Annotated in this window: 23 protein-coding genes; 15 read left to right on the forward strand and 8 right to left on the reverse strand. The window is 70.4% G+C overall.

Annotated features, from left to right (window positions below):
• Positions 1-114: 114 nt before the first annotated feature.
• From ACH5AO_RS08075 to truA, 3 genes are all read left to right on the forward strand, one after another.
• Complete coding sequence (locus tag ACH5AO_RS08075; RefSeq protein ID WP_003966937.1) at positions 115-1137, forward strand: DNA-directed RNA polymerase subunit alpha; 1023 nt, start codon at positions 115-117, stop codon at positions 1135-1137.
• Positions 1138-1344: 207 nt separating this feature from the next.
• Positions 1345-1842 carry a 50S ribosomal protein L17 gene (gene rplQ / locus ACH5AO_RS08080; RefSeq protein WP_398922991.1) on the forward strand — a complete coding sequence of 166 codons (498 nt, stop codon included), beginning with the start codon at positions 1345-1347 and terminating at the stop codon, positions 1840-1842.
• A gap of 170 nt (positions 1843-2012) precedes the next feature.
• Positions 2013-2870, forward strand: a complete 858-nt coding sequence (gene truA / locus ACH5AO_RS08085; RefSeq protein WP_398922993.1) for a tRNA pseudouridine(38-40) synthase TruA — start codon at positions 2013-2015, stop codon at positions 2868-2870.
• 19 nt (positions 2871-2889) lie between these two features.
• On the opposite strand, the gene ACH5AO_RS08090 is transcribed toward truA, so the two are convergent.
• Positions 2890-3777 (reverse strand): hypothetical protein, encoded by an 888-nt coding sequence (locus ACH5AO_RS08090; protein WP_398922995.1) that lies wholly within the window; start codon positions 3775-3777, stop codon positions 2890-2892.
• 113 nt (positions 3778-3890) lie between these two features.
• Here ACH5AO_RS08090 and ACH5AO_RS08095 point away from each other — a divergent pair, with 113 nt between their 5' ends.
• Positions 3891-5069, forward strand: coding sequence for a CapA family protein (locus tag ACH5AO_RS08095; RefSeq protein ID WP_398922997.1), 1179 nt, complete (start codon positions 3891-3893; stop codon positions 5067-5069).
• A 42-nt stretch (positions 5070-5111) separates the two neighbouring features.
• On the opposite strand, the gene ACH5AO_RS08100 is transcribed toward ACH5AO_RS08095, so the two are convergent.
• Positions 5112-5279, reverse strand: a complete 168-nt coding sequence (locus ACH5AO_RS08100) for a hypothetical protein (protein ID WP_398923000.1) — start codon at positions 5277-5279, stop codon at positions 5112-5114.
• Here ACH5AO_RS08100 and ACH5AO_RS08105 point away from each other — a divergent pair.
• The 4 genes from ACH5AO_RS08105 to ACH5AO_RS08120 are packed head-to-tail and all read left to right on the forward strand — an operon-like array spanning position 5278 to position 10758.
• Positions 5278-7527, forward strand: a complete 2250-nt coding sequence (locus ACH5AO_RS08105; RefSeq protein WP_398923003.1) for a HAMP domain-containing protein — start codon at positions 5278-5280, stop codon at positions 7525-7527. The two genes, ACH5AO_RS08100 and ACH5AO_RS08105, sit on opposite strands and share 2 nt — an antisense overlap.
• A gap of 3 nt (positions 7528-7530) precedes the next feature.
• Entirely contained in the window at positions 7531-9096 is a 1566-nt protein-coding gene (gene pgsB, locus ACH5AO_RS08110; protein ID WP_398923005.1) for a poly-gamma-glutamate synthase PgsB, read from the forward strand.
• Positions 9097-9149: 53 nt separating this feature from the next.
• Complete coding sequence (locus ACH5AO_RS08115) at positions 9150-9632, forward strand: poly-gamma-glutamate biosynthesis protein PgsC/CapC (RefSeq protein WP_184761006.1); 483 nt, start codon at positions 9150-9152, stop codon at positions 9630-9632.
• Positions 9633-9666: 34 nt separating this feature from the next.
• Positions 9667-10758 (forward strand): C40 family peptidase, encoded by a 1092-nt coding sequence (locus ACH5AO_RS08120; protein WP_398923007.1) that lies wholly within the window; start codon positions 9667-9669, stop codon positions 10756-10758.
• 16 nt (positions 10759-10774) lie between these two features.
• Here ACH5AO_RS08120 and ACH5AO_RS08125 read toward each other — a convergent pair whose 3' ends face one another.
• Positions 10775-11665 (reverse strand): hypothetical protein, encoded by an 891-nt coding sequence (locus ACH5AO_RS08125; RefSeq protein WP_398923009.1) that lies wholly within the window; start codon positions 11663-11665, stop codon positions 10775-10777.
• A gap of 74 nt (positions 11666-11739) precedes the next feature.
• Between ACH5AO_RS08125 and ACH5AO_RS08130 the strand changes: the two genes are divergently transcribed.
• The 4 genes from ACH5AO_RS08130 (at position 11740) to glmM (ending at position 15863) form a co-directional block, all read left to right on the forward strand.
• Positions 11740-12936, forward strand: a complete 1197-nt coding sequence (locus ACH5AO_RS08130; RefSeq protein ID WP_398923011.1) for a glycosyltransferase 87 family protein — start codon at positions 11740-11742, stop codon at positions 12934-12936.
• A 233-nt stretch (positions 12937-13169) separates the two neighbouring features.
• Positions 13170-13613, forward strand: a complete 444-nt coding sequence (gene rplM, locus ACH5AO_RS08135) for a 50S ribosomal protein L13 (protein WP_019526965.1) — start codon at positions 13170-13172, stop codon at positions 13611-13613.
• Positions 13614-13655: 42 nt separating this feature from the next.
• The gene (gene rpsI, locus ACH5AO_RS08140) at positions 13656-14168 is read left to right on the forward strand and encodes a 30S ribosomal protein S9 (protein ID WP_004927169.1); all 513 of its coding nucleotides are present in this window, start codon (positions 13656-13658) and stop codon (positions 14166-14168) included.
• A 336-nt stretch (positions 14169-14504) separates the two neighbouring features.
• The gene (gene glmM, locus ACH5AO_RS08145; protein WP_398923013.1) at positions 14505-15863 is read left to right on the forward strand and encodes a phosphoglucosamine mutase; all 1359 of its coding nucleotides are present in this window, start codon (positions 14505-14507) and stop codon (positions 15861-15863) included.
• A 135-nt stretch (positions 15864-15998) separates the two neighbouring features.
• Here glmM and ACH5AO_RS08150 read toward each other — a convergent pair whose 3' ends face one another.
• Positions 15999-16973, reverse strand: coding sequence for a DUF389 domain-containing protein (locus ACH5AO_RS08150; RefSeq protein ID WP_398923015.1), 975 nt, complete (start codon positions 16971-16973; stop codon positions 15999-16001).
• 16 nt (positions 16974-16989) lie between these two features.
• Complete coding sequence (gene coaA, locus ACH5AO_RS08155; RefSeq protein ID WP_398923017.1) at positions 16990-17979, reverse strand: type I pantothenate kinase; 990 nt, start codon at positions 17977-17979, stop codon at positions 16990-16992.
• A gap of 209 nt (positions 17980-18188) precedes the next feature.
• Between coaA and ACH5AO_RS08160 the strand changes: the two genes are divergently transcribed.
• A complete protein-coding gene (locus ACH5AO_RS08160; protein WP_398923019.1) occupies positions 18189-18980 on the forward strand; it encodes a hypothetical protein in 792 nt (263 codons plus the stop codon).
• A gap of 107 nt (positions 18981-19087) precedes the next feature.
• Positions 19088-20935: a glutamine--fructose-6-phosphate transaminase (isomerizing) gene (gene glmS / locus ACH5AO_RS08165; protein ID WP_398923021.1), complete on the forward strand. Its 1848-nt coding sequence runs from the start codon at positions 19088-19090 to the stop codon at positions 20933-20935.
• On the opposite strand, the gene ACH5AO_RS08170 is transcribed toward glmS, so the two are convergent.
• The 3 genes from ACH5AO_RS08170 to ACH5AO_RS08180 are packed head-to-tail and all read right to left on the reverse strand — an operon-like array spanning position 20896 to position 22150.
• Positions 20896-21114, reverse strand: a complete 219-nt coding sequence (locus tag ACH5AO_RS08170; protein ID WP_398923022.1) for a DUF397 domain-containing protein — start codon at positions 21112-21114, stop codon at positions 20896-20898. The two genes, glmS and ACH5AO_RS08170, sit on opposite strands and share 40 nt — an antisense overlap.
• Positions 21111-21305 carry a DUF397 domain-containing protein gene (locus tag ACH5AO_RS08175; RefSeq protein WP_398923024.1) on the reverse strand — a complete coding sequence of 65 codons (195 nt, stop codon included), beginning with the start codon at positions 21303-21305 and terminating at the stop codon, positions 21111-21113. Before ACH5AO_RS08175 ends, ACH5AO_RS08170 begins: the two co-directional genes overlap by 4 nt.
• An 8-nt stretch (positions 21306-21313) precedes the next feature.
• Entirely contained in the window at positions 21314-22150 is an 837-nt protein-coding gene (locus ACH5AO_RS08180; protein ID WP_398923026.1) for a helix-turn-helix domain-containing protein, read from the reverse strand.
• Positions 22151-22373: 223 nt separating this feature from the next.
• Here ACH5AO_RS08180 and ACH5AO_RS08185 point away from each other — a divergent pair, with 223 nt between their 5' ends.
• Positions 22374-22787: an ATP-binding protein gene (locus tag ACH5AO_RS08185; protein ID WP_398923028.1), complete on the forward strand. Its 414-nt coding sequence runs from the start codon at positions 22374-22376 to the stop codon at positions 22785-22787.
• The last annotated feature ends 49 nt before the right edge of the window (positions 22788-22836 follow it).

Consider the following 22836-nt stretch of genomic DNA (forward strand, 5'->3'; position numbering starts at 1 on the left):
GGCTCGTAAGGGCCGTGCCGCCCGTACCCTTGCAGTACCCGCACTTTTCACCGGGTGCGGTTTCCGTCGGGCGTCAAATAGCGGGCGTCCACGAAAGAAGGATCTGATCACCACATGCTGATCGCTCAGCGTCCCTCGTTGACCGAAGAGGTCGTCGACGAATTCCGCTCCCGGTTCGTGATCGAGCCGCTGGAGCCGGGCTTCGGCTACACCCTCGGCAACTCGCTCCGCCGTACCCTCCTGTCGTCGATCCCCGGTGCCGCCGTCACCAGCATCCGCATCGACGGCGTCCTGCACGAGTTCACCACCGTGCCGGGCGTCAAGGAGGACGTCACCGACCTGATCCTCAACATCAAGCAGCTGGTCGTCTCCTCGGAGCACGACGAGCCGGTCGTGATGTACCTGCGCAAGCAGGGCCCGGGTCTGGTCACCGCCGCTGACATCGCGCCCCCGGCCGGTGTCGAGGTGCACAACCCCGACCTCGTCCTCGCCACGCTCAACGGCAAGGGCAAGCTGGAGATGGAGCTGACCGTCGAGCGCGGTCGCGGCTACGTCTCCGCCGTGCAGAACAAGCAGGTGGGCCAGGAGATCGGGCGCATCCCGGTCGACTCGATCTACTCGCCGGTTCTCAAGGTCACCTACAAGGTCGAGGCGACCCGTGTCGAGCAGCGCACCGACTTCGACAAGCTGATCGTCGACGTCGAGACCAAGCAGGCGATGCGTCCGCGTGACGCCATGGCCTCCGCCGGCAAGACCCTGGTCGAGCTGTTCGGTCTCGCCCGCGAGCTGAACATCGACGCCGAGGGCATCGACATGGGCCCGTCCCCCACGGACGCCGCCCTCGCCGCCGACCTGGCGCTGCCGATCGAGGAGCTGGAGCTCACCGTTCGGTCGTACAACTGCCTCAAGCGTGAGGGCATCCACTCCGTGGGTGAGCTCGTCGCCCGCTCCGAGGCGGACCTGCTCGACATCCGCAACTTCGGTGCGAAGTCCATCGACGAGGTCAAGGCCAAGCTCGCCGGCATGGGCCTCGCGCTCAAGGACTCGCCTCCCGGGTTCGACCCGACCGCGGCCGCGGACGCCTTTGGTGCGGACGACGACGCGGATGCCGGTTTCGTGGAAACCGAGCAGTACTGAGAGCTCGGGCCTTCCGGCCCGTACTCGGGTGCGGGTGCGCTGTGGCTTGTCGCGCCCACGCGACGGAGTCGCATGTCGATACCGCCCGCGCCCCTTCCGAGCACGGTCCCTTCGGGACCTGTGCTCGGATCTCCGACGGGCGACCGCCTGCTCGGATACTGACCCCGGTACCTGATACGGCCGGGGCAGACACCTAGGAGAAACACCATGCCGAGGCCCACCAAGGGCGCCCGTATGGGCGGCAGCGCCGCGCACGAGAAGCTCCTCCTCGCGAACCTCGCGAAGGCGCTGTTCGAGCACGGCCGCATCACCACCACCGAGGCGAAGGCGCGCAAGCTGCGTCCGTACGCCGAGCGTCTGGTCACCAAGGCGAAGAAGGGCGACCTTCACAACCGCCGTCAGGTGCTCCAGGTGATCACGGACAAGAGCATCGTCCACACGCTCTTCACCGAGATCGGCCCGCGGTACGAGAACCGTCCCGGTGGCTACACCCGCATCACCAAGATCGGTAACCGCCGTGGCGACAACGCGCCCATGGCCGTCATCGAGCTGGTCGAGGCGCTGACCGTGGCGCAGGAGGCGACCGGCGAGGCCGAGGCCGCCACCAAGCGTGCCGCCAAGGACGCGGAGGCCGCCGAGACCAAGGTCGACACGACCAAGGACGAGGCTGCTGAGGCTCCGGCCGAGGAGTCGAAGGACGCGTAAGCGTTCTGGCGGGGGGCTGTGCGTTTGCGGCTGCGGCGCCGTTGTGGCTGATCGCGCCCACGCGGCGGAGCCGCATGTCGAGCACAGCCCCGCGCCCCTTTGGGGCGCGTTGCGGGTCCGTTCCTTTTCAGGAGCGGGCCCGCTTTCGCGTGGGTGAGAGGATCTTTGGTGTGAGTGACGAAGTGCAGCCAGGGTTCGTGCGGGTCCGCCTCGACCTGTCCTACGACGGGACCGAGTTCTCCGGGTGGGCCAAGCAGGCCGGGGGGCGGCGGACCGTGCAGGGGGAGATCGAGGACGCGCTGCGGACCGTGACGCGGTCCGGGGGGACGACGTACGAGCTGACCGTGGCCGGCCGTACCGACGCCGGTGTGCACGCCCGGGGTCAGGTCGCCCACGTCGACCTGCCGCGGGAGGTGTGGGCCGAGCACCACGCGAAGCTGCTCAAGCGGCTCGCCGGGCGGCTGCCCAGGGACGTACGGGTGTGGGCGCTCAGGGAGGCGCCCGCCGGCTTCGACGCCCGGTTCTCCGCGATCTGGCGGCGCTACGCCTACCGCGTCACCGACAACCCGGGCGGGGTGGACCCGCTGTTGCGCGGGCACGTGCTGTGGCACGACTGGCCGCTCGACGTCGACGCCATGAACGAGGCGGCCCGCGCTCTGCTGGGGGAGCACGACTTCGCCGCGTACTGCAAGAAGCGGGAGGGGGCCACGACCATCCGGACCCTCCAGGAGCTGAGCCTGGTGCGCGGCGAGGACGGGATCGTCACGGCGACCGTCCGGGCCGACGCCTTCTGCCACAACATGGTCCGCTCGCTGATCGGCGCGCTGCTGTTCGTCGGCGACGGCCACCGCCCGCCGGACTGGCCGGGCAAGGTACTGGCGGCGGGCGTACGGGACTCGGCCGTCCACGTCGTACGCCCGCACGGCCTGACCCTGGAGGAGGTCGGCTACCCGGCCGACGAACTCCTCGCGGCCCGCAGCAGGGAGGCCCGCAACAAGCGGACCCTGCCGACGGCCGGCTGCTGCTGATCCCGCCGGGGCGGGCCGCTCAGTCCTCCGCCCAGGCGGTGAGCAGGCCGGCCACGGCGTCGGCCGCCTCGTCGGCGTCGCGGCCGTCCCCCCGGGCACCGGGGGCGAGTTCCAGGTGGACGAAGGTCGTGTGCTGCCGCTGGGCCGCCCGGCCCTGGACGTTCGTCGTGCCCTCCAGGGGGCAGCGCGCCGACCAGCCCCGGCAGACCCGCAGTCCGTCCGACTCCATGCGGTCGGCCAGGGCGGAGACCTCCTCGGGCGCGCTCTGAGCGGCACCGGTGGACAGGACGGCGTCGTAGCGGTCCGTGGTGGACTCGGCGAATCCGTGCAGCTGGACGCCGGGCACGTCGCGCTTCTGCAGCTCCACGACGATGGTGTGGAAGGCGCTGTCCTCGCGGTGGGCGACGTCGGCGGCGTCCCCCCGCCCGGCCCGGCGGTGGGCGCCGGCCAGGACCAGCGCCCCGCCGGGGGTGTCCTCCAGCAGCCGTACGCCGAGGGCCTCGGTGTCCCGGTCGGACACGGGGTGCGGCACCTGCGCGTTCCAGCCGAGGCGGGAATCCGCGGTCACGTACAGCCGGCCCCATCGTGCGCTCTCGCCCGGTCCGGTGGCCGCCACCTCGTCGTAGCGGCGGCCGGACTCGGTGTCGGTGAGCCGGGTGACACCGAGTCCGATCGGGGCGAGCAGCCGCTCGGCGTCGCGTGCGTTCCCCTCCAGCAGGCGCCCGACCCCCTCGGCCAGTCGTGCGCGCTGCTCCTCGTCGGGCGGTGCGTAGGAGTCGTCGGGGCTCAGTCCCTCCGTGTACGACAGGACGCGGTCGCGCAGGTCGACCAGTTCCCGGGAGGTGGGTGCGGAGTCCTCGGTGGAGGAGTCGGGGGACGTCTGACAACCGGTCAGCGCCAGAAACAAACCGATCAGACCAAGAACGCGCAGAAAATGTGGCTGTCTTGTGACAGTAAAGCCAGAGCTGCCTGTGTGAGGCATGTGAACATGTTTCGGTGACATTTAGTAAGTCTCTCCGTATGGGTCGCGCCGTGACGATCCTGGTGGCCGCCGTGTCCCTCACCGCCGCGTGCGGCTCCGGGACCGCGGAGCCGCAGGCGAAGCCGGGTGGGCGCTCGTTCACCGTGGCCGCTGCGGGTGACATCCTCATCCACCCCGAGCTGGTCGAGCAGGCGGCCAAGGACGCCGAGGAGACCGGAGAGGGCGAGGCGGGGCTGGACTTCGGTCCGCTGCTGGCCGGGGTGAAGCCGGTCATCAGCGAGGCCGACCTGGCGATCTGTCACATGGAGACGCCCGTCGGCAAGCCCGAGGGCCCCTTCGAGGGGTACCCGGAATTCCTGGTGCCCCCGCAGATCCTGACAGCGATCAAGGATGTGGGGTACGACACCTGCTCCACCGCCTCCAATCACACCTACGACCACGGCATGACGGGTGTGCGGAACACCCTGGACGCCATGGACGAGGTGGGCCTCGGGCACACCGGCTCGGCTCGGACGGCCAAGGAAGCCGAGAAGATCAACATCCGTGACGTCAACGGCGTCAAGGTCGCGCACCTGTCGTACTCCTGGGAGTCCTTCGTCCATCCGACGCCCGAGGGCAAGCGCTGGGTGCTCAACCGGACCGGCTCGTCCGAGATCCGGAACGCCGAGACCCGCGCCCGGGAGAAGGGCGCCGAGGTCGTCATCCTGTCCGTCCACTGGGGAGCCGAGTACTACAACGAGCCCAGTACCTCGCAGTTGGAGCTGGCGCAGTGGATCAGCGAGGAGACGGGCATCGACCTCGTGATCGGTCACCACTCCCATGTCGTGCAGCCGATCCAGAAGGTCAACGGGACATGGGTCGCGTACAGCCTCGGCAACCAGGTCGCCCGGCATTCCTCCCCCAGCGGGATCACCGAGGAGGGGGCCATCGGCTGGTTCGAGTTCAAGGAGACCGCGGACGGCTGGGACGTCAGCGCCCGCTACCGCACCACGCTGGTGGAAGTTCCGCCTGAGGTCCAGCCCGGGGAGAAGCTGCCGGACGGGGCGGTCGTGGACCACCGGGTGCGCGACGTGCGGAGCGTGCTGGACGAGCCCGGCGACCTCTCCGAGGAACGGCTCGCCCGTTTCCGGCTCGCGGAGGAACGCACCAGCGGGTTCCTCTACAACCGCGGTGCTCCGGGAGGCGACGGCCTGAAGGCGTTGCCACTGGAGGAGTGACGAGCACCATAAGCACCTCCTCGCGCTCAGAGCACAACCTTTTCATTGTTTATCAGTCTTTTGAGTGACGGCGTCGCACGGCCGCGCGAGCGGTGCGTCCAGCGAGCGCTGGATACCCCGCAGCGACCAAGGAAGAAGATCGGTGACATCGAGTCGTGCCGCGAACTCCCGGAAGACGGGGCGGCGACGCAGCCGCAGACGTGCGGACATGCCGCTCCTGGGCGGTATCCGCCCCCCGATCGCAGTGCTGTGTCTGCTCATCGTCGCCCTGGCCGGCCTGACGGCGAAGGTGCTCGGGCCCGGCGGTGACGCCGTGGTGCCCGAGGCGGTCCTGACCTCGCAGCAGCACTTCGCGGAGGACGGCGCCATCGCGCTCCGCGCCTCGATCGACGAGCGGGTCACGGACCTGCAGCGCACCGCCGAAGCGCTGAACAAGGGAGAGCGGGTCGAGCCGGAGGACGTTCTGTCCGACCTCGGCAAGACCTATCAGAAGTGGACCGGCACCACGGTGGTGGACCTCGGGAGCGGGGATGTGCTCGCCGCGCGCGGCGAAAGGATTCCTCTCGCCTGGCTCGACAAGGACGTCCTCACCGGCGAGCACGCCCTCACCCCGCGCATGGTGCGGCTGGAGACCGGGGACGTCCGCTTGATGACGATGGCGGTCCTCGACTGGAAGGAGGGGCCGCAGTACCTGCTGGTCGCCTCCAACAGTCTGGCGGTGCCCAACGTCACCATGGGTCCGTTCCGGACGATGTCCGTCGTGGCGCGGGACGGTGAGGTCCTCGCCACGGCTGGGTTCGAGGAGTCCGAGGCGCTCAACTCGGACAAGCAGCGCGACGAGCTCGAGTTCCTCCAGAAGCAGATGTCCCGCCTCTCCGACCAGGCCGCCGCCCGCACCGAGGAGCACCCCGTCAGCGCCAAGGAGCCCGGCTCCCGCGGCTACCCCGGCGTCAGCGGCACCCTGCTGGGCGACGACTACAACGGCCGGATCACCACCGCCGGATACGCCTCGCTCGCCTCCTCCGACCCGGAGGAGAAGGACAGCGTCGCCGCCGGCCTCGGCCTCACCGTGGTGGCCATGCTCCCCGTGGTCCAGCAGCAGGGCGCCACCGACACCGGCCGGGAACTGTACGGACTGATCACGGCCGGCGCCCTGGTCGTGCTCGGCCTGCTGGCCGCGGCCGTGCTGTGGGCGGCCGTGCAGCGGCCGCTGCTGCGGCTGTTCCTGGAGTCCCGCCGGCTCGCCCGGGGCGACCTGACCCGGCCCGTCTCGGTGCCCCGCTGGGGCGAGGCCGCCCGGATCGGCGCAGCCCTGGAACACCTGCGGACCCAGCTCGACGGTTCCGGCGACGCCGAGGGACCCGGCACCGGGCGCGGCAAGGCCCGCCTCGGCGTACGCGTGCCGCTCGCGGTGACCGCCGTACTGCTGCTGCTGTGGTGCGTGCCCGTCGGCCTGCTGCTGAACCGCACCGACGACTCGGTCAGCGTGCCCGCCACCATGGTCAACGACCAGCGCGACCGCACCGACCTGGTCGCCGACCGGGTCCGCCGGGCGCTGAACGAGGCCCAGGCCGACCTGGTCTCCACCTCCCGGCTGATCGACGCCGACGACCCCGACGCCACCGGCGACCTGCTGGCCGACGCCCTGCGCGAGCACACCCGCTACCAGGCGCTGTACGTCGTGGACGAGGCGGGCGAGACCGTCGCCCGGGCCGGCGGCGACCCGCACGACTGGAGCGACGACAAGGACCTCCCCCTGGTCCGCGTCTCCGGCAAGGGCGACAAGAAGCCCGTGATCCAGGCCGGCGCGCCGGTGCCCGGGCACGAGGGGACCACGCTCGTCGGCGAGGTGCGCGTGGAGTTCCTGAACTCGCTGCTGAAGCGGCCCGGCCTCGGTGAGGTCCGGGTCGTGAACGCCGACGCCGACACCCTCGCCGCCAGCGACGGCTTCCTCGCCTTCGAGGACCTGCCGAACGACACCCTGCCCGACCTGGTGCGGGCGGGCAACGTGCCGGTCGGCGCCGGGCCCGTCGAGAACGGCCTGCTCATCCGTGAGGGCGGCGGCGTCACCGTCGCCGCCGCGGCCGCCTTCTCCGGCGGTGGTGTCGCCTCCGACCTCGGCTGGACCGTCGTCAGCTGGCAGAACGCCAAGCACTTCCAGATCGCCGCCTTCGAGCGCGAGGACCGCAGCGTGCTCGCCGGTCTGCTCGGCCTCGCCGCGATCGTGGTCTGCCTGGGCTGGGTGTACCTGGTCGTCGCCCGGCCGCTGCGGGCGCTGGCCACCAGCGCCGAGAAGCTCGCCGACGGAGACCTCAAGACCGTGCACTACCCCCGCTACCAGGACGAGGTCGGGGCCGTCGTACGCAGCCTCGAACTGCTCCGCCAGCAGCTGCAGGCCCGCCGTCAGAACCAGGCACGCCGGTCCGCCGAGCCCCGGCTCGGCGCCGGAGGAAGGTGACTCGTGCTCTACCTGTACTTCGTTCTGCTGGTCGGCAGCCTGTTCCTGCTCGTCGCGGGCATCGTGGAGCAGCGCCGGCACTACGCCGCCCTGCACTCCATCCCGTCCCGCGTGCTCGTCAACGGCATCCGGGGCAAGTCCTCCATCACCCGGCTGTGCGCGGGCGCGCTGCGCGGCGGCGACCTGGTCACCGTGGCCAAGACGACCGGCACGGCGGCGCGCTTCATCCACCCCGACGCCACCGAGGAGCCGGTCTACCGCAAGTTCGGCATCGCCAACGTCGTCGAGCAGATCGGCATCGTCCGCCGGGCCGCCACCTACCGGCCCGACGCCCTCGTCATCGAGTGCATGGCGGTCATGCCGGCGCTCCAGGAGGTCAACCAGAGCAAGCTGATCCGCTCCACGATCGGCGTGCTGTGCAACGTCCGCGAGGACCACCTCGCCGAGATGGGCCCCACCCTGGACGACGTGGCCCGCTCGCTGTGCCGGTCGATGCCCGAGGACGGCATCTGCGTCACCGCGGAGAAGGACCGCTTCCACATCCTCCAGGAGGAGGCGGACGCCCGTAACTGCAAGCTGATCTACGCCGACCCCGAGATGGTGACCGACGAGGAGCTGCGCGGCTTCAGCTGGTTCACCTTCAAGGAGAACGTGGCGATCGCCCTGGTCGTCGCCGAACTGCTCGGAGTGGAGCGCAAGGTCGCCCTCCAGGGCATGTACGACGCCCCGCCGGACCCGGGCGTGCTCTCCGTGGAGCGCTACGTGGCCCCCGACGGCAAGCGGCTCGCCTTCGCCAACGTCTTCGCGGCCAACGACCCCGAGTCGACGCTGATGAACATCAACCAGCTGCTCGACCTCGGCGCGATCCGCCGCCCGCTCAACGTCGTGATCAACTGCCGTCCGGACCGCGTGGAGCGCAACGGGCAGATGGGCGAGATCATCCCCGACCTGGAGCCCGACAACGTCTTCGTCATCGGGCACCCGTCCAAGAGCGCCATCGACGCCATCCCCGCCCAGTGGCGGGACCGGGCGGTCGACCTGGGCGGCGAGCGGCGTGCCGCCGACGAGTTCATGCCGGCCCTGCTCGGCCGCATGTCCGACGGCTCCTCCCTGGTCGCCATCGGCAACATCCACGGCCAGGGCGAGGAGCTCCTGGAGTACCTGGCCGAGCTCCCGGCGGACGACAGCGACACCGGTGACTCGGCGCCGAGCCCGGCCGCCGCCGCGGCTCCGGCCCAGGCGCCGCGCCTGGACCCGTACGCGTCCTACCCGACGGCGTACGAGGAGCGCTACCAGGCCTCGCAGACCCAGGAGATCCCGGTGCTCCGGATCCCGGCCCAGCAGGCCGGGCCGTACGCGCCGCAGCAGGGACAGCCCACGCAGTACGGACAGCCCGCGCAGTACGAACAGCCCACACAGCACGGACAGCGCGGCCCGGGGCAGCAGTACGACCCCGTCCCGGAGCCCTACCCGTACTACGACGACCCGTTCTTCGCCGACCCGGACGAGCCCCACGACGGAACCCGGTATCCGACCGCCGAGGGCGGCGGACCGCCCCCGCGCCACTGACCACCCGCGGGCCGCCCGCCTCGCCCACCCCGTTCACCCGCCCGGAGACCCCGTTGACCACCGCCGCACTGACCCCCGAGATGGCCGCCCTGGGCATCGCCATAGGTCTGTTCTTCTCGCTGCTGTGCTACCTCACCACCAATCTGTCCCCCGGCGGCATGATCACGCCGGGCTGGATCGCGCTGACCCTCATCGAGGACCTCCAGCGCGCGGCCATGATGGTGGGCGTCACCGCGCTGACCTACGCGGGCACCAAGATCATGCAGCGGCTGGTGATCCTCTACGGCAAGCGGCTGTTCGCCGCGGTGGTGCTGCTGGGCGTGCTGCTCCAGGCCACCGTGATGATCGTGCTCTCGATCGAGTTCCCGCTCCTGTACGGCAACCAGACCCTCGGGTTCATCGTGCCCGGCCTGGTCGCCTACCAGATGGTGCGCCAGCCCAAGGGCGCCACCCTGCTGGCCACGGGCACGGTCTCCCTCATGGCCTACATCGTCGTCGCCGCCGGCCTGTTGCTCGGCGTCATGCCCACCGTCTGAGAACCACTGACTGATGACAACGGAGGAGTGAACGGTGGCAGGGAAAGCGAAGAAGAAGTCGCGTCCGGTCGTCTCGGGCCTCGTGGTACTGGTGCTCGTCGCGACTTCCGGCTACCTCACCCTGGAACTGCGCAAGCAGGAGGAACCGGGGGTCACGGAGGTCAGGAACATCGGGGTCCTGGACGGCGGCCGCGGCTCCGGCGGCGGCACCTCGAAGGACGAGGGCGAGGTGAAGTGGTCCCGGCTGGAGAACCCCGCGCGCTCGGTCCTGCGCGGCGCCGACGGCCAGATCCGGGCCGTCTTCACCGACGGGGCGCGCACCGCCACGCTGACCGGACCGGCGCGCACCTTCGAGGAGCCGACCTCGACCTCCTCCAAGGTCTCCACCACGGACTGGGTCCGGCTCATGCCCGAGGCGTGGAAGAAGGGCGCCGAGAAGGAGAAGTGGTTCGAGGAGTGGTACGCCGAGTACGCGGACAGCAAGGAGGACGACCTGTTCGCCTTCGCCTTCCAGTACGTGGCGGGAGCCAAGCAGAAGAAGGACGAGCAGGGCATCGTCTACGCCGGTGACGCGAACTTCGGACCGCTGAACACCACCGGTGCCGAGGGCGGCGACCTGCGCCTGGAGCAGTCCGACTTCTACGACTACCTCGGCGTCCAGTACCCGTTCCGGGACGGCACGATCGGAGCGCCGGAGGCCATGCGCGCCAAGTCCCTGGACTGCTCGGGCTTCGTCCGCATGGTCCTCGGCTACCGCGCCCGCTACCCGCTGATGTCCTCGGACACCGGCTCCGGCGACGGCCTCCCGCGCACCGCCAACGGCATGGCCCGCTCCGAGGAGGGCGTCGACGTGCTCCCGCTGGCCGGCGTGGGGCCGGACGACCGGCCGTCCAACATCGACCAGCTCCAGCCCGGCGACCTCGTCTTCTTCAAGCTCGACACGCGTACCAAGGACCGGCTGGACCACGTGGGCATGGTGCTCGGCTACGACACCGAGGGCCACCTGATCTTCGTCTCCAGCCGGGAGGAGGTCAACGGCCCGACCATCGGTGACATCGGCGGCGTCTCCCGCCTGGACGGCAACGGCTACTACGCCAAGACGCTGCGCAGCGCCAAGCGGCTGTGACGCCTTGGCGGCGGCGCTACTCGTTCGCCGCCGCCGACGCCTGGGCCTGGCCCCTGCGGTGGATCTGGCGGACCGTGAAGGTCTGGAGGTCGTCGCCGGCGGAGAAGACGGCCTTGTCCTTCGTCGTCACGTCCTTGCCGGACGTGAAGCCGGCGATGGTGAAGTAGGCGTAGCGGCCGTAGGCGTTGGTGGTGGTGCGGCAGATCGCGCCGGAGCAGAAGTCCTCGACACCGCCGCCCGAGAGCGACTTGACGATGCTCTTGGTGTCGGCCTGTCGCTTGGCCCCGGTCGCCTGGGCCTCGGTGTCGAAGACGGCCACGCCGACCGTCACCGCCACGCCGTCCTTGGTGTAGGTGACCCGGATCAGGCGGGTGCAGTCGTTGTCGTTCAGGACCTTCGGGAGCGTGGACTTCGCGGCCGAGGCGCAGTTCTCGGTGTCCGCCGTCGGGCCCTTCTTGTACACCGTCTCACCCATGGTCAGCTGGGTGCCGGGGAAGAGGATGTCGGGGCTCAGCGGGGCCTTGTCCTTCTTCGCGCTGGCGATGAAGTCCTTCGGGTCCAGCGGCGGCGGGGCGCTCGTCGGGGCGAACGACGGGACCGTGCCCGTGGGGCTCGGTATGTCGATGTCGGAGCCCCCGGGGACCTGGGAGGAGGCGCTGGGGGAGGCCTCGTCGCCGCTTCCGTTCGCCGAGACGACGGCGACCGCCACGGCCGTGCCTATCGCGACGGTCGCGAGCGCCCCGCCGCCTATGAACAGCAGCCGGCGCCGCTTGGCGCGGGCCTCGGAGGCGTCGGCGAGCGCGGCCCAGTCGGGTGACTGGCCGGAGCCGCCCCCGTTCCAGGGCTGCTGGGAATTCGGTTTCCAGGGATCCCACTGCTGCTGGGGTCCCCCCTGCCCAAGACTCATGGGGCGCATCTTAGACGGGGCACGGGGCGTGCTGGTCCGCCTCAACGAGGCCCACAGGCCCTAGCGTTGCCGCCATGGCGACGGGCAAAAGCGACATCTCCGGGTGGTTGGTGCACCCCGCGGGAGGGTCCCTGTGGGCCGGACTCGCGGCGGTGCTGGGGGCGCTGACGGTGCGTACGGTGCTGGTGACCTCGGACGGAGGGATGGACAACGCGATCGTCGTGGACGCCGCGCGGACCTGGCTGGACGGTGGCGCGCCGTACGGCGACCGGCACTTCCTCTATTTTCCGAGCGCGGTCGTGGCCGCCGCCCCGCAGGCGCTGCTGCCGCGGTCCGTGCTCGGCGCGGCCGTGCCGGTGGCGGTGGTCCTGGCCCTCGCGCTCGGCTGGGCCTGTGCCCTGCGGCTGCACCGGGTGCCGCTGCGCAGCAGGCTCGCCGTCCTCGGGCTGCTGGGCCTCGCGGCCGGCTTCGCGCCGTTCGGGCAGTTGGTGCGGCTGGGCAACTGGACGGTGACGGCCGTGCTGGCGCTGCCGCTGTGCCTGCTGCTGGCGAGCCGGGGCCGGTGGACCGCGGCGGGCGCGGTCGTCGGGGTGGCGGTGGCGCTGAAGCCGCTGCTGGCGCCGATGGCGCTGCTGTTCCTCTTCGCGCGCCGCTGGAGGGCGCTGGCGGCGCTGGCGCTGATCCCGGCGGCCACCTCGGTCTCGGTGGCGCTGTTCCTGCCCGACCCCACGGGCTTCCTCACCCGCACCCTGCCGTTCCTGCTGAGCGGCGACGACGCCTTCGTGCGGGCCTACGAGGCCTCGCCGGCGGCGGTGCTGCCCCGGCTCGGCGTGCCCGGGGTCCCGGCCGCGCTGCTCGGCCTGCTCGCGGCCGCCGCGGGCGTGGTCTGCGCGTACCGGCGCTGGCACGGGCCGGGTCCGGTGGAGCTGCGGCTGGCGGAGACGTCCGCGGGCCTGATGCTCTCGGCGTTCCTGGTCTCGCGGCCCTCCTACAGCCACTACCTCCTGGTCGTCCTGCCGCTGCTGCTCGCCGGTCTGCCGTACGCCGGGGCGGTGGCGCGGCGGCCCTGGTTCTGGCTCGCCCTGGTGCCGCAGCTGCCGGGGGTGACCTGGCCGTGGCTGGAGTCGGGGAGGCGCCGGGCCTTCCGGGACTCCTTCACGCTGTGCGCGCTGGCGGTGGCGGTCGCCCGTCACCGCGTACGGGGGACGAGGGAGGCGGACCGCCCGGGTGGGGCGGCGGAGGGGCGGCGTACGGCCGTAGAATCGGTGTAGCCCCTCACGGATGGGCTCGTTTTGACCCGTCCGGCCGACGATGGGTATCCTGCATTTTCGTTGTGTGTAGTGGCTTACTCATTCTCACGTGAGGGGCCCTTACACCGGTCCACCGGGCCGATGACCAGCGACCGGCACGCGGTTTGCGTCACCGCTGTGCGGTCAGGGCTGTCGTGATCGTCTTCGGTGACCTTGTCAGGACTCATTCACTGAAGAAGCGAAGGCTACGAACCGTGCGTACGTACAGCCCCAAGCCCGGCGATGTGACGCGCCAGTGGCACGTCATCGACGCTCAGGACGTCGTCCTGGGTCGTCTGGCCTCCACCGCGGCCTCCATCCTGCGTGGCAAGCACAAGCCGATCTACGCCCCTCACGTCGACACCGGTGACTTCGTCATCATCATCAACGCCGACAAGGTGCACCTGTCCGGCAACAAGCGGACCCAGAAGATGGCGTACCGCCACTCCGGCTACCCGGGTGGTCTGCGCTCCGTCCGCTACGACGAGCTGCTGGCGAAGAACCCCGAGAAGGCCATCGAGAAGGCCGTCAAGGGCATGCTCCCCAAGAACACCCTGGGCCGTCAGATGCTCTCGAAGCTGAAGGTCTACTCGGGCGACCAGCACCCGCACGCTGCCCAGCAGCCGGTGCCGTTCGAGATCACCCAGGTCGCGCAGTAAGTCCGGCCACCCCCTAAGACTGAAGAGAATCTGAGGAGAATCGTGGCCGAGACCACTGCCGAGCAGCCGCTCGAAGAGCTTGACATCGACAGCTACACCACCGAGTCCGAGGTGCCCGTCGAGGGCGAGTACACCTCGGAGTCCATGGCCTCCCGCTTCGGCGAGCCCCAGCCGGCCGCCGGCCTGGGCCGCCGCAAGAACGCCATCGCCCGCGTCCGGATCGTCCCGGGCACCGGCAAGTGGAAGATCAACGGTCGCACCCTCGAAGACTACTTCCCGAACAAGGTGCACCAGCAGGAAGTCAACGAGCCCTTCAAGGTGCTCGAGCTCGAGGGCCGTTACGACGTCATCGCCCGCATCGCGGGTGGCGGTGTCTCCGGTCAGGCCGGTGCGCTCCGTCTGGGTGTCGCCCGTGCGCTGAACGAGGCGGACGTCGACAACAACCGCGGCCCGCTGAAGAAGGCCGGCTTCCTCAAGCGCGACGACCGTGCGGTCGAGCGCAAGAAGGCCGGTCTGAAGAAGGCCCGCAAGGCCCCGCAGTACAGCAAGCGCTAATCGCAGGCGCTCGCGCGTACTCCGAACGCCCCGGCGGCACGCCACAGTGCTGTCGGGGCGTTCGTTTATTCATTGCCGTGGGCGTATAACGGCACAAGGCGCTCAAAGGCTAATGTGATCGGATGGCCGGACAGGGCCGCTGCGGCGCGTGGCCGCGGATGCGGAGCCGCACTCGCATCGCGACCGCCGGACGCACCACCGGCACCGACATCGACACCGACACCGGTACCGCACCGGTACCGGCACCGTCAGCGGTACGACCGCGGGCCGTGCGGACGGGGCCGGCGCCCCGGCACGGCCTCGGCTTTCGATACTGACGCACCCTCAGGAGGACAAGTGGGACGACTCTTCGGCACGGACGGCGTGCGCGGTGTCGCCAACGCGGACCTGACGGCGGAGATGGCGCTGGGCCTGTCCGTCGCCGCCGCGCACGTACTGGCCGAGGCGGGCACGTTCGAAGGACACCGGCCCACCGCCGTGGTCGGACGTGATCCGCGCGCGTCCGGAGAGTTCCTGGAGGCCGCCGTCGTCGCGGGCCTCGCCAGCGCGGGTGTGGACGTCCTGCGGGTCGGCGTGCTGCCGACACCGGCCGTGGCGCACCTCACCGGCGCGCTCGGCGCCGACCTCGGCGTCATGCTCTCCGCGAGCCACAACGCCATGCCGGACAACGGCATCAAGTTCTTCGCCCGCGGCGGCCACAAGCTCGCCGACGAGCTGGAGGACCGCATCGAGTCCGTGTACGAGGAGCACCGCACCGGCGCCCCCTGGGACCGTCCGACCGGCGCCGGCGTCGGCCGCGTACGGGACTACGAGGAGGGGCTCGACCGTTACGTCGCCCACCTCGTCGACGTCCTCCCGAACCGGCTGGACGGTCTGAGGATCGTCCTCGACGAGGCGCACGGCGCCGCCGCGAAGGTCTCCCCGGAGGCGTTCACCCGGGCCGGGGCCGAGGTCGTCACCATCGGCGCCGACCCGGACGGCCTCAACATCAACGACGGCTGCGGCTCGACCCACCTCGATCTGCTGAAGGCCGCGGTCGTCGAGCACGGGGCCGCGCTGGGCATCGCCCACGACGGCGACGCCGACCGGTGCCTGGCCGTGGACCACACCGGCGAGGAGGTCGACGGCGACCAGATCCTCGCCGTGCTCGCGCTGGCGATGCGGGAACGTTCCGCACTGCGCTCCGACACCGTCGTCGCGACCGTGATGTCCAACCTCGGCTTCAAGCTCGCCATGGAACGCGAGGGCATCCGGTTCGTGCAGACCGCGGTCGGCGACCGCTACGTGCTGGAGGAGATGAAGGAGAAGGGCTACGCCCTCGGCGGCGAGCAGTCCGGCCACGTCATCGTCCTCGACCACGCGACGACCGGCGACGGCACGCTCACCGGCCTGCTGCTCGCGGCACGGGTCGCCCAGACCGGCCGTACCCTGCGGGACCTGGCCTCGGTGATGGAGCGCCTCCCGCAGGTCCTCATCAACGTCCCGGACGTCGACAAGTCCCGCGTGAGGACCTCCGCGGAACTCACCGCGGCCGTCACCGAGGCCGAACGCGAACTGGGCGGGACCGGCCGCGTCCTCCTCCGCCCCTCCGGCACGGAACCCCTGGTCCGCGTCATGGTCGAGGCCGCGGACATCGACCAGGCCCGCTCGGTGGCGAGCCGCCTGGCGGACGCGGTGAAGTCGGCGCTGGGCTAGCCGCCCAGGGTGTTCCGGCTCGGCCCGGTGGAGCGGGGCGGGTACTCTCCCCGCTCCACCGGGCCGGTTCCGGCCGCGACCGGATCCGCCGGTCCCCTGCGGTGCCGGCTCCCGTGCCTTCGGGCAGGGCGGTCCTCAGGAGGGCGTCGAGCCGGCGGCCGGCCGGTTCCCGGCGCGCCTGCGCAGCCGCTCGTGCTGCCTGGCCCAGAAGTACTTCTGCGCCAGCAGGGTGGCGGTGCCCGCCAGGACGATGCCGACCAGGTTGAGCAGGAGCTGCTCGGTGGAGCCCCAGGTCTGCACCGTGTCGCCGTAGCTCAGCGCCACGGCGGCGTTCGCGGCGGCCGGGACCGTCGTCACCGAGATGGCGACGCCGACCAGCGCGCCGGACTTCGCGGACGTCAGCGAGAGCGTGCCGGCCGCGCCCGCCAGGACCGCCACCACGAACGAGAACCAGTCGGGGGCGTACACGAAGCCGGTCTGCGGCCGTTCGCCCTTCAACTGTTCCTCGGTGAACAGCCCCACCGCGTCCATGAAGAGGCTGAACCCCACCGTCACCGCCATCGCCACCGCGAAGCCCACCAGCAGGGCGAGTACCGAGCGCAGCGCGAGGCGCGGCCGGCGCTGCACCGCCGCCGTGCAGATGCCGGCCAGCGGCCCGAACTCCGGGCCCACCGCCATCGCGCCCACGATCAGGATCGCGTTGTCCAGCACCACGCCGCAGGCCGCGATCATCGTGGCCAGCGTGAGGAACGCGAGGTAGGTGACCGAGAGGGTCGACTCCTCGTGGGTGGCCTCGGTCAGGTGCTCCCACAGCACCGCGTCCGCGGCCTCGCCCGGCGCGTCCTCCTCCGCCATCTCGGCCCGCTTCGACAGCGACAGGTCGATGTTCTCCACGGCGATGGAACCGCTGACGTCCAGCCCCAGCCGCTGGAGCTCGCTCAGCAGGTCGTCACCCGCCTCCCGCGCCACGTCGCACATCACGACGTCCCCGGCGGGATCGCGGGCGGCGCCCGTCAGCACGCACAGGTGCGTGGTGCCGACCGTCCCCTCGATCAGTCGGACCGCGTCGTCGGTCTTGTCGGCCGGCGTGATCAGGCGCAGGTGCAGCATGGCGGCAGCGTAGTGGTCAGAGTTTGCGGAGGCTGAGGCGCTGGACCTTGTGGTCCGGGCCCTTGCGCAGCACCAGCGTGGCCCGGCCCCGGGTCGGGGCGATGTTCTCCACGAGGTTGGGCCTGTTGATGGTGCGCCACATCGTGCGGGCGTAGTCGAGGGACTCCTCCTCGGAGACCTGGGTGTACTTGCGGAAGTACGACGACGGGTCCTGGAACGCGGTCTCGCGCAGCCGCTTGAAGCGGTTGAGGTACCAGCGCTCGATGTCCTCCGTGCGGGCGTCCACGTACACGCTGAAGTCGAAGTAGTCGGCGAGGCCCACGCGTGTGCGGCCGTCCTGGCCGGGCAGGGCCGGCTGGAGGACGTTGAGTCCCTCGACGATCAGGATGTCCGGGCGGCGCACGGTGAGCTTCTCGCCGGGGACGATGTCGTAGATCAGGTGGGAGTAGACGGGGGCGGAGACCTCCTCCTTGCCCGCCTTGACGTCGGCGACGAAACGGGTCAGCGCGCGGCGGTCGTACGACTCGGGGAAACCTTTCCGCGACATCAGGCCCCGTTCCTGGAGCTCCTTCGTCGGCAGCAGGAACCCGTCGGTCGTCACCAGCTCCACGCGCGGGTGCTCGGGCCAGCGGGACAGCAGCGCCTGGAGCAGCCGGGCCACCGTGGACTTGCCGACGGCCACGGAACCGGCGACCCCTATGACGAAGGGCGTGCCCGACTGGGAGCCCTGTTCGCCGAGGAACGTGTTCAGCGCGCCCCGCAGCCCGTCGGTGGCGCCGACGTAGAGGTTGAGCAGCCGGGACAGCGGGAGGTAGATGTCCCGCACCTCGTCGAGGTCGATGACGTCACCCAGGCCGCGCAGCCGTTCGACCTCCGCCGCCGACAGGGGCAGCGGGGTCTTGTCGCGCAGCGCGCTCCACTCGGCGCGGGTGAGGTCGACGTAGGGAGTCGCCTCCGGCCGCTGCCGGTGGGCGCTCTGGGGTGTCGAGGAGACCGGAGAGATCACAGTCCATTGTTAACGGAGTTTGAACAAGGTGGCGGGTGGGCTGTGTCACGTACGGCGTCGCCCGTGGTCGTCCGAGATCACGCGGCTGTCACGGTCGCATACCGGGTGATCTCCTGGTGATCATCTGTGCGGCAGCTGTGTTCAGGATCCGTTTAAATTGCGCGCAATACGTTGCGGAGTCCTCCGCGCCTTCGAGAAAGAGTTCCCACGTGAGAACCACCGCCGTCCGCCGTACCGCGCTCGCGGCCTCCGCCGCCGCGCTCGCCCTCCTCGTCACCGCCTGCGGTGGCTCCGGTGACGAGGACAAGGCCGACGACAGCAAGGGCAAGGGCGACTCGGCCGCCTCCGCCTCCGCCGCGCCGGCGGCCGAGGCGCTCACCGCCGCCGAGCTGAAGAAGGCGGCGCTGGTGTCCGGCGACGTCAAGAGCGGCGAGGTCACGGACCAGGTGTCGCCCAAGGACTTCGCCAAGCAGGACGAGATCGAGGTGGACGACGAGGCGTGCGCGGCGCTGGCGTACGTCCAGTCCGGCACGGTGGTCGGCAAGCCGTCGGCCACGGTGCAGTGGATGTGGATCGGTGAGCCGGACAAGAGCGCGGCCGCGAGCGGTGACGCCGAGGACGTGATGAACGCGGCACTCGACGTGGCCACGGTGCGTGCCACTCTTGCCGCCTACGCGGACGGCGGCGCGGAGAAGGCGATGGAGGAGCTGGGCAAGGCCGCCGACGGCTGCGCCGGCGGGTTCGTCTCCACCGTCCAGGGCGAGAAGGTGCAGACCGTGAAGGTGGCCGAGACGGAGGCGCCCGAGGGCGCCGACGAGGCGCTGGCCCTGACGCTGACCGTCGACGCCGAGGGCGTGAAGGCCCCGATGAAGGCCGTCGTGGCCCGCAAGGGTTCCACGGTCGCCTACTTCCCCGCCGCCAACCTGGCGTCGATCAGTTCGGGCAAGGACTTCGCCTACCCCACCGACGTGGTCCAGGCGCAGCTCGCCAAGCTCGGCTGACACCCCCGCGTTCCGTTCCCACCGGTGCTTCCTGCACCGGTGGGAATTTCCGATTTCGGGCAGGCAAAGGCCTTTTCCGGCGGCTGACGGACCGTAGGCTGCCGGTCATGTGCGGAATCGTGGGATACGTGGGGCCACAGTCGGCGTTGAGCGTCGTGACGGCCGGACTGAAGCGGCTTGAGTACCGGGGCTACGACTCGGCGGGCGTCGCCGTGCTCGCGGACGGCGGGCTGGCCACCGCCAAGCGGGCCGGGAAACTCGTCAACCTCGAGAAGGAACTGGCCGAACGGCCGCTGCCGACCGGGAGCACCGGCATCGGGCACACCCGCTGGGCCACCCACGGCGGCCCGACGGACGCCAACGCGCACCCGCACCTCGACAACGCGGGCCGGGTCGCCGTCGTCCACAACGGCATCATCGAGAACTTCGCCGCCCTGCGCGCCGAGCTGACCGAGCGCGGCCACGACCTCGCCTCCGAGACGGACACCGAGGTCGTCGCCCACCTCCTCGCCGAGGAGTTCTCCGCCTGCGCCGACCTCGCGGAGGCGATGCGGCTGGTCTGCCGCCGCCTGGAGGGCGCGTTCACCCTGGTCGCCGTCCACGCGGACGAGCCGGACGTGGTGGTCGGCGCGCGCCGCAACTCCCCGCTGGTGGTGGGCGTGGGGGAGGGCGAGGCCTTCCTCGCCTCCGACGTGGCCGCGTTCATCGCGCACACCCGCGAGGCCGTCGAGCTGGGCCAGGACCAGGTGGTCGAGCTGCGCCGCGACACGGTGACGGTCACCGACTTCGACGGCGCCCCCGCCGACGTCCGCGCCTACCACGTCGACTGGGACGCCTCCGCCGCCGAGAAGGGCGGCTACGCCTCCTTCATGCTCAAGGAGATCGCCGAGCAGCCGAAGGCGGTCGCCGACACGCTGCTCGGGCGGATCGACGGGGCGGGCTCGCTGACCCTGGACGAGGTCCGCATCCCGGCCAACGTCCTGCGCGAGACCGACAAGGTCGTCATCGTCGCCTGCGGTACGGCCTTCCACGCCGGACTGATCGCCAAGTACGCCATCGAGCACTGGACCCGGCTCCCCTGCGAGGTGGAACTGGCCAGCGAGTTCCGCTACCGCGACCCGATCCTCGACCAGCAGACCCTCGTCATCGCCATCTCCCAGTCCGGCGAGACCATGGACACCCTGATGGCCCTGCGCCACGCCCGCGAGCAGGGCGCGCACGTGCTGGCGATCTGCAACACCAACGGCTCGACCATCCCGCGCGAGTCGGACGCCGTGCTGTACACGCACGCCGGCCCGGAGGTCGCGGTCGCCTCGACCAAGGCGTTCCTGACCCAGCTCGTCGCCTGCTACCTGGTCGCGCTGTACCTGGGCCAGGTGCGGGGCACCAAGTGGGCGGACGAGATCCGCGCGGTGGTGCGGGACCTGTCGTCGATCTCCGGCGCGGTGGAGCGCGTCCTGGAGACGATGGAGCCGGTACGGGAGCTGGCGCGGTCGCTGGCCGCGAAGGACACGGTGCTGTTCCTGGGCCGGCACGTGGGCTACCCCGTCGCCCTGGAGGGCGCGCTGAAGCTGAAGGAACTCGCGTACATGCACGCGGAGGGCTTCGCGGCGGGCGAGCTGAAGCACGGGCCGATCGCGCTGGTCGAGGACGACCTGCCGGTGGTCGTGGTCGTCCCGTCACCGCGCGGCCGGTCCGTCCTCCACGACAAGATCGTCTCCAACATCCAGGAGATCCGGGCGCGGGGTGCGCGGACGATCGTCATCGCGGAGGAGGGGGACGAGGCGGTCGCCGAGTACGCCGACCACCTGATCCGCGTCCCGGCCACCCCGACGCTGCTCCAGCCCCTGGTGACGACGGTGCCGCTGCAGGTCTTCGCCTGCGAACTGGCGACGGCGCGGGGCAACGAGGTGGATCAGCCGCGGAACCTGGCGAAGTCGGTGACGGTGGAGTAGCCCTTCAGGCCGGCGAGGAAGGTGGCGAAGGCTCCGGCCGGGAAGGTGAGGGTTGCCCTGGCCGGGGCTTTGGAGTCGCGGACGGCTGTGTGGGTGGGAGTGTTCGCGATCTCTACGCAGTTGTTGCCGTCGTCAGGGCCCGAGTAGGACGACTTGCGCCAGTGGCCGGGCGTGGTCATGCCGGCCTTCCAGGGGAGTGGGTCTTCAGGGCTTCCACGAAGGTCGTGAAGGCTTCCGTGGGGAAAGTGAGGGTAGCCCTGGCGGGGGCTTTCGAATCACGGATGCTCACACGGGTGGGAGTGTCTGCGATCTCCACGCACTCGTTGCCGTCGTCGGGGCCTGAGTAGGAGGACTTGCGCCAGTTGTCCATGGTCTCCCTCACAGCTCTTTCGTCAGCCGGTGAATGAAGTCCCGTGATCGCTCGCGATCGAGGGACACTTCTTCCACTTTACGGAACCGTGTTCGGAAGGCGCTGAGTTGTGCTTCGGAATCGATGAAGGCGGAGCCTTGAGGTACGTCGCGCACCACTGTGTCCAGCTTGGGTACGGAGCCGCCCACATACGTCATCGTGCTGGCGGCTCTGGCGAAGTCATCCAGGTCGAAGGGGATGACACGCACGGTGATGTTCTCCATTTCGGAGAGGCTCAGGAGCTTGGCGAGTTGAGCCCGCGAGGCAGTGCGATTGCTGACCCTGATACGCAGGGCCGCCTCGTGGATCACCAACTCGTACGGGACAGTGATCTCCTGGCCCTTCATGCGATGACGTACGCGCAACTCAAGTTCTTCGTCGGTGAGTTCAGGAACTCGAGAGGAGAAGACGGCGCGGGCGTACTCCTCCGTCTGCAACAGGCCTGGCACATAGAGGATTGCGACGTCGCGCCGGAACGAGGCGTAGTGGTTCAGTTCAGACAAGTCGAGGAACGACGTGGGCAGGAGGCCTCGGTACTCCTCCCACCAGCCGCGGGTTCGGTCGGTGGCCATCGAGACCAGAGCATCGATGAACTCGTGGTCCATGCAGGCGTAGTGGGAGGCGAGGCGGCGTAGTCGCTGCTCGCTGACGCCCGTAAGTCCGGATTCGATGTGGCTCATCTGGACGCGACCTGCTCCGAGCAGGGCTGCTGCCTCGCGAGCCGTAAGGCCCGCCGCTTCGCGAAGTCTGCGCAACTCGGTTCCCAGGCGCATTTGACGTGCGGTGGGCTCGCGCCTCAGGACCACTGTTGCTCCTTGATTCAACCCGACCGGTGATGCGGCTCGTTCGGGTTCAGATTACGCGGTCGGCTTGCTTGGGATGACAGGTTAGCCCTACGTTCGGTGACGCGACGCACACGCTGCGAATTGCCGGGATGCCGGAAGCGCACCGCTCCGTCCTGCCATGACGGCTGCGGCACTGCCACCGCCCGCGAGTCGCAATCCCTCATCAGCCGAACGGAGTTCACGCATGCCCGAAAACGAGTCCTGGGAGTACTCCCTCTCCATCCCCAACGACCCCCGTGCGGTCACGGTGAGCCGCCGCACCCTTCGTCTCATCCTCACGATGCACGGGCTGATCGGACTGGTCGACGTCGCCGAGTTGCTCGCGGCGGAGCTGGTCGCCAATGCCGTACGGCACACCAAGGGGCCTGCGGCCCTGCGGGTGGGCTGGACGGCCGGCGTGCTGCGGATCGGGGCGTGGGACAGCGACCCGGCGCCGCCCGAACCGCCGGTCTCCTTCGACCAGGCCGTGGAATGGGAGAGGGAGGAGGGGAGGGGGCTGGAACTGGTGCGGGCGTGTTCCGAGCTGTGGGGGTGGCAGCCGCTGTCCCGGAACGGTAGCCGGGGGAAGTTGGTCTGGTGCGAGCTGGGCGCGGCCTGACGGGGCTCGCGAGTGGCCCGACGATCACCTGTCGGTGGGCGTTCACCGC

Origin of the sequence: Streptomyces sp. NPDC018964 (genome assembly GCF_044390325.1) — a bacterium.
In the GTDB taxonomy this organism is placed as follows: domain Bacteria; phylum Actinomycetota; class Actinomycetes; order Streptomycetales; family Streptomycetaceae; genus Streptomyces.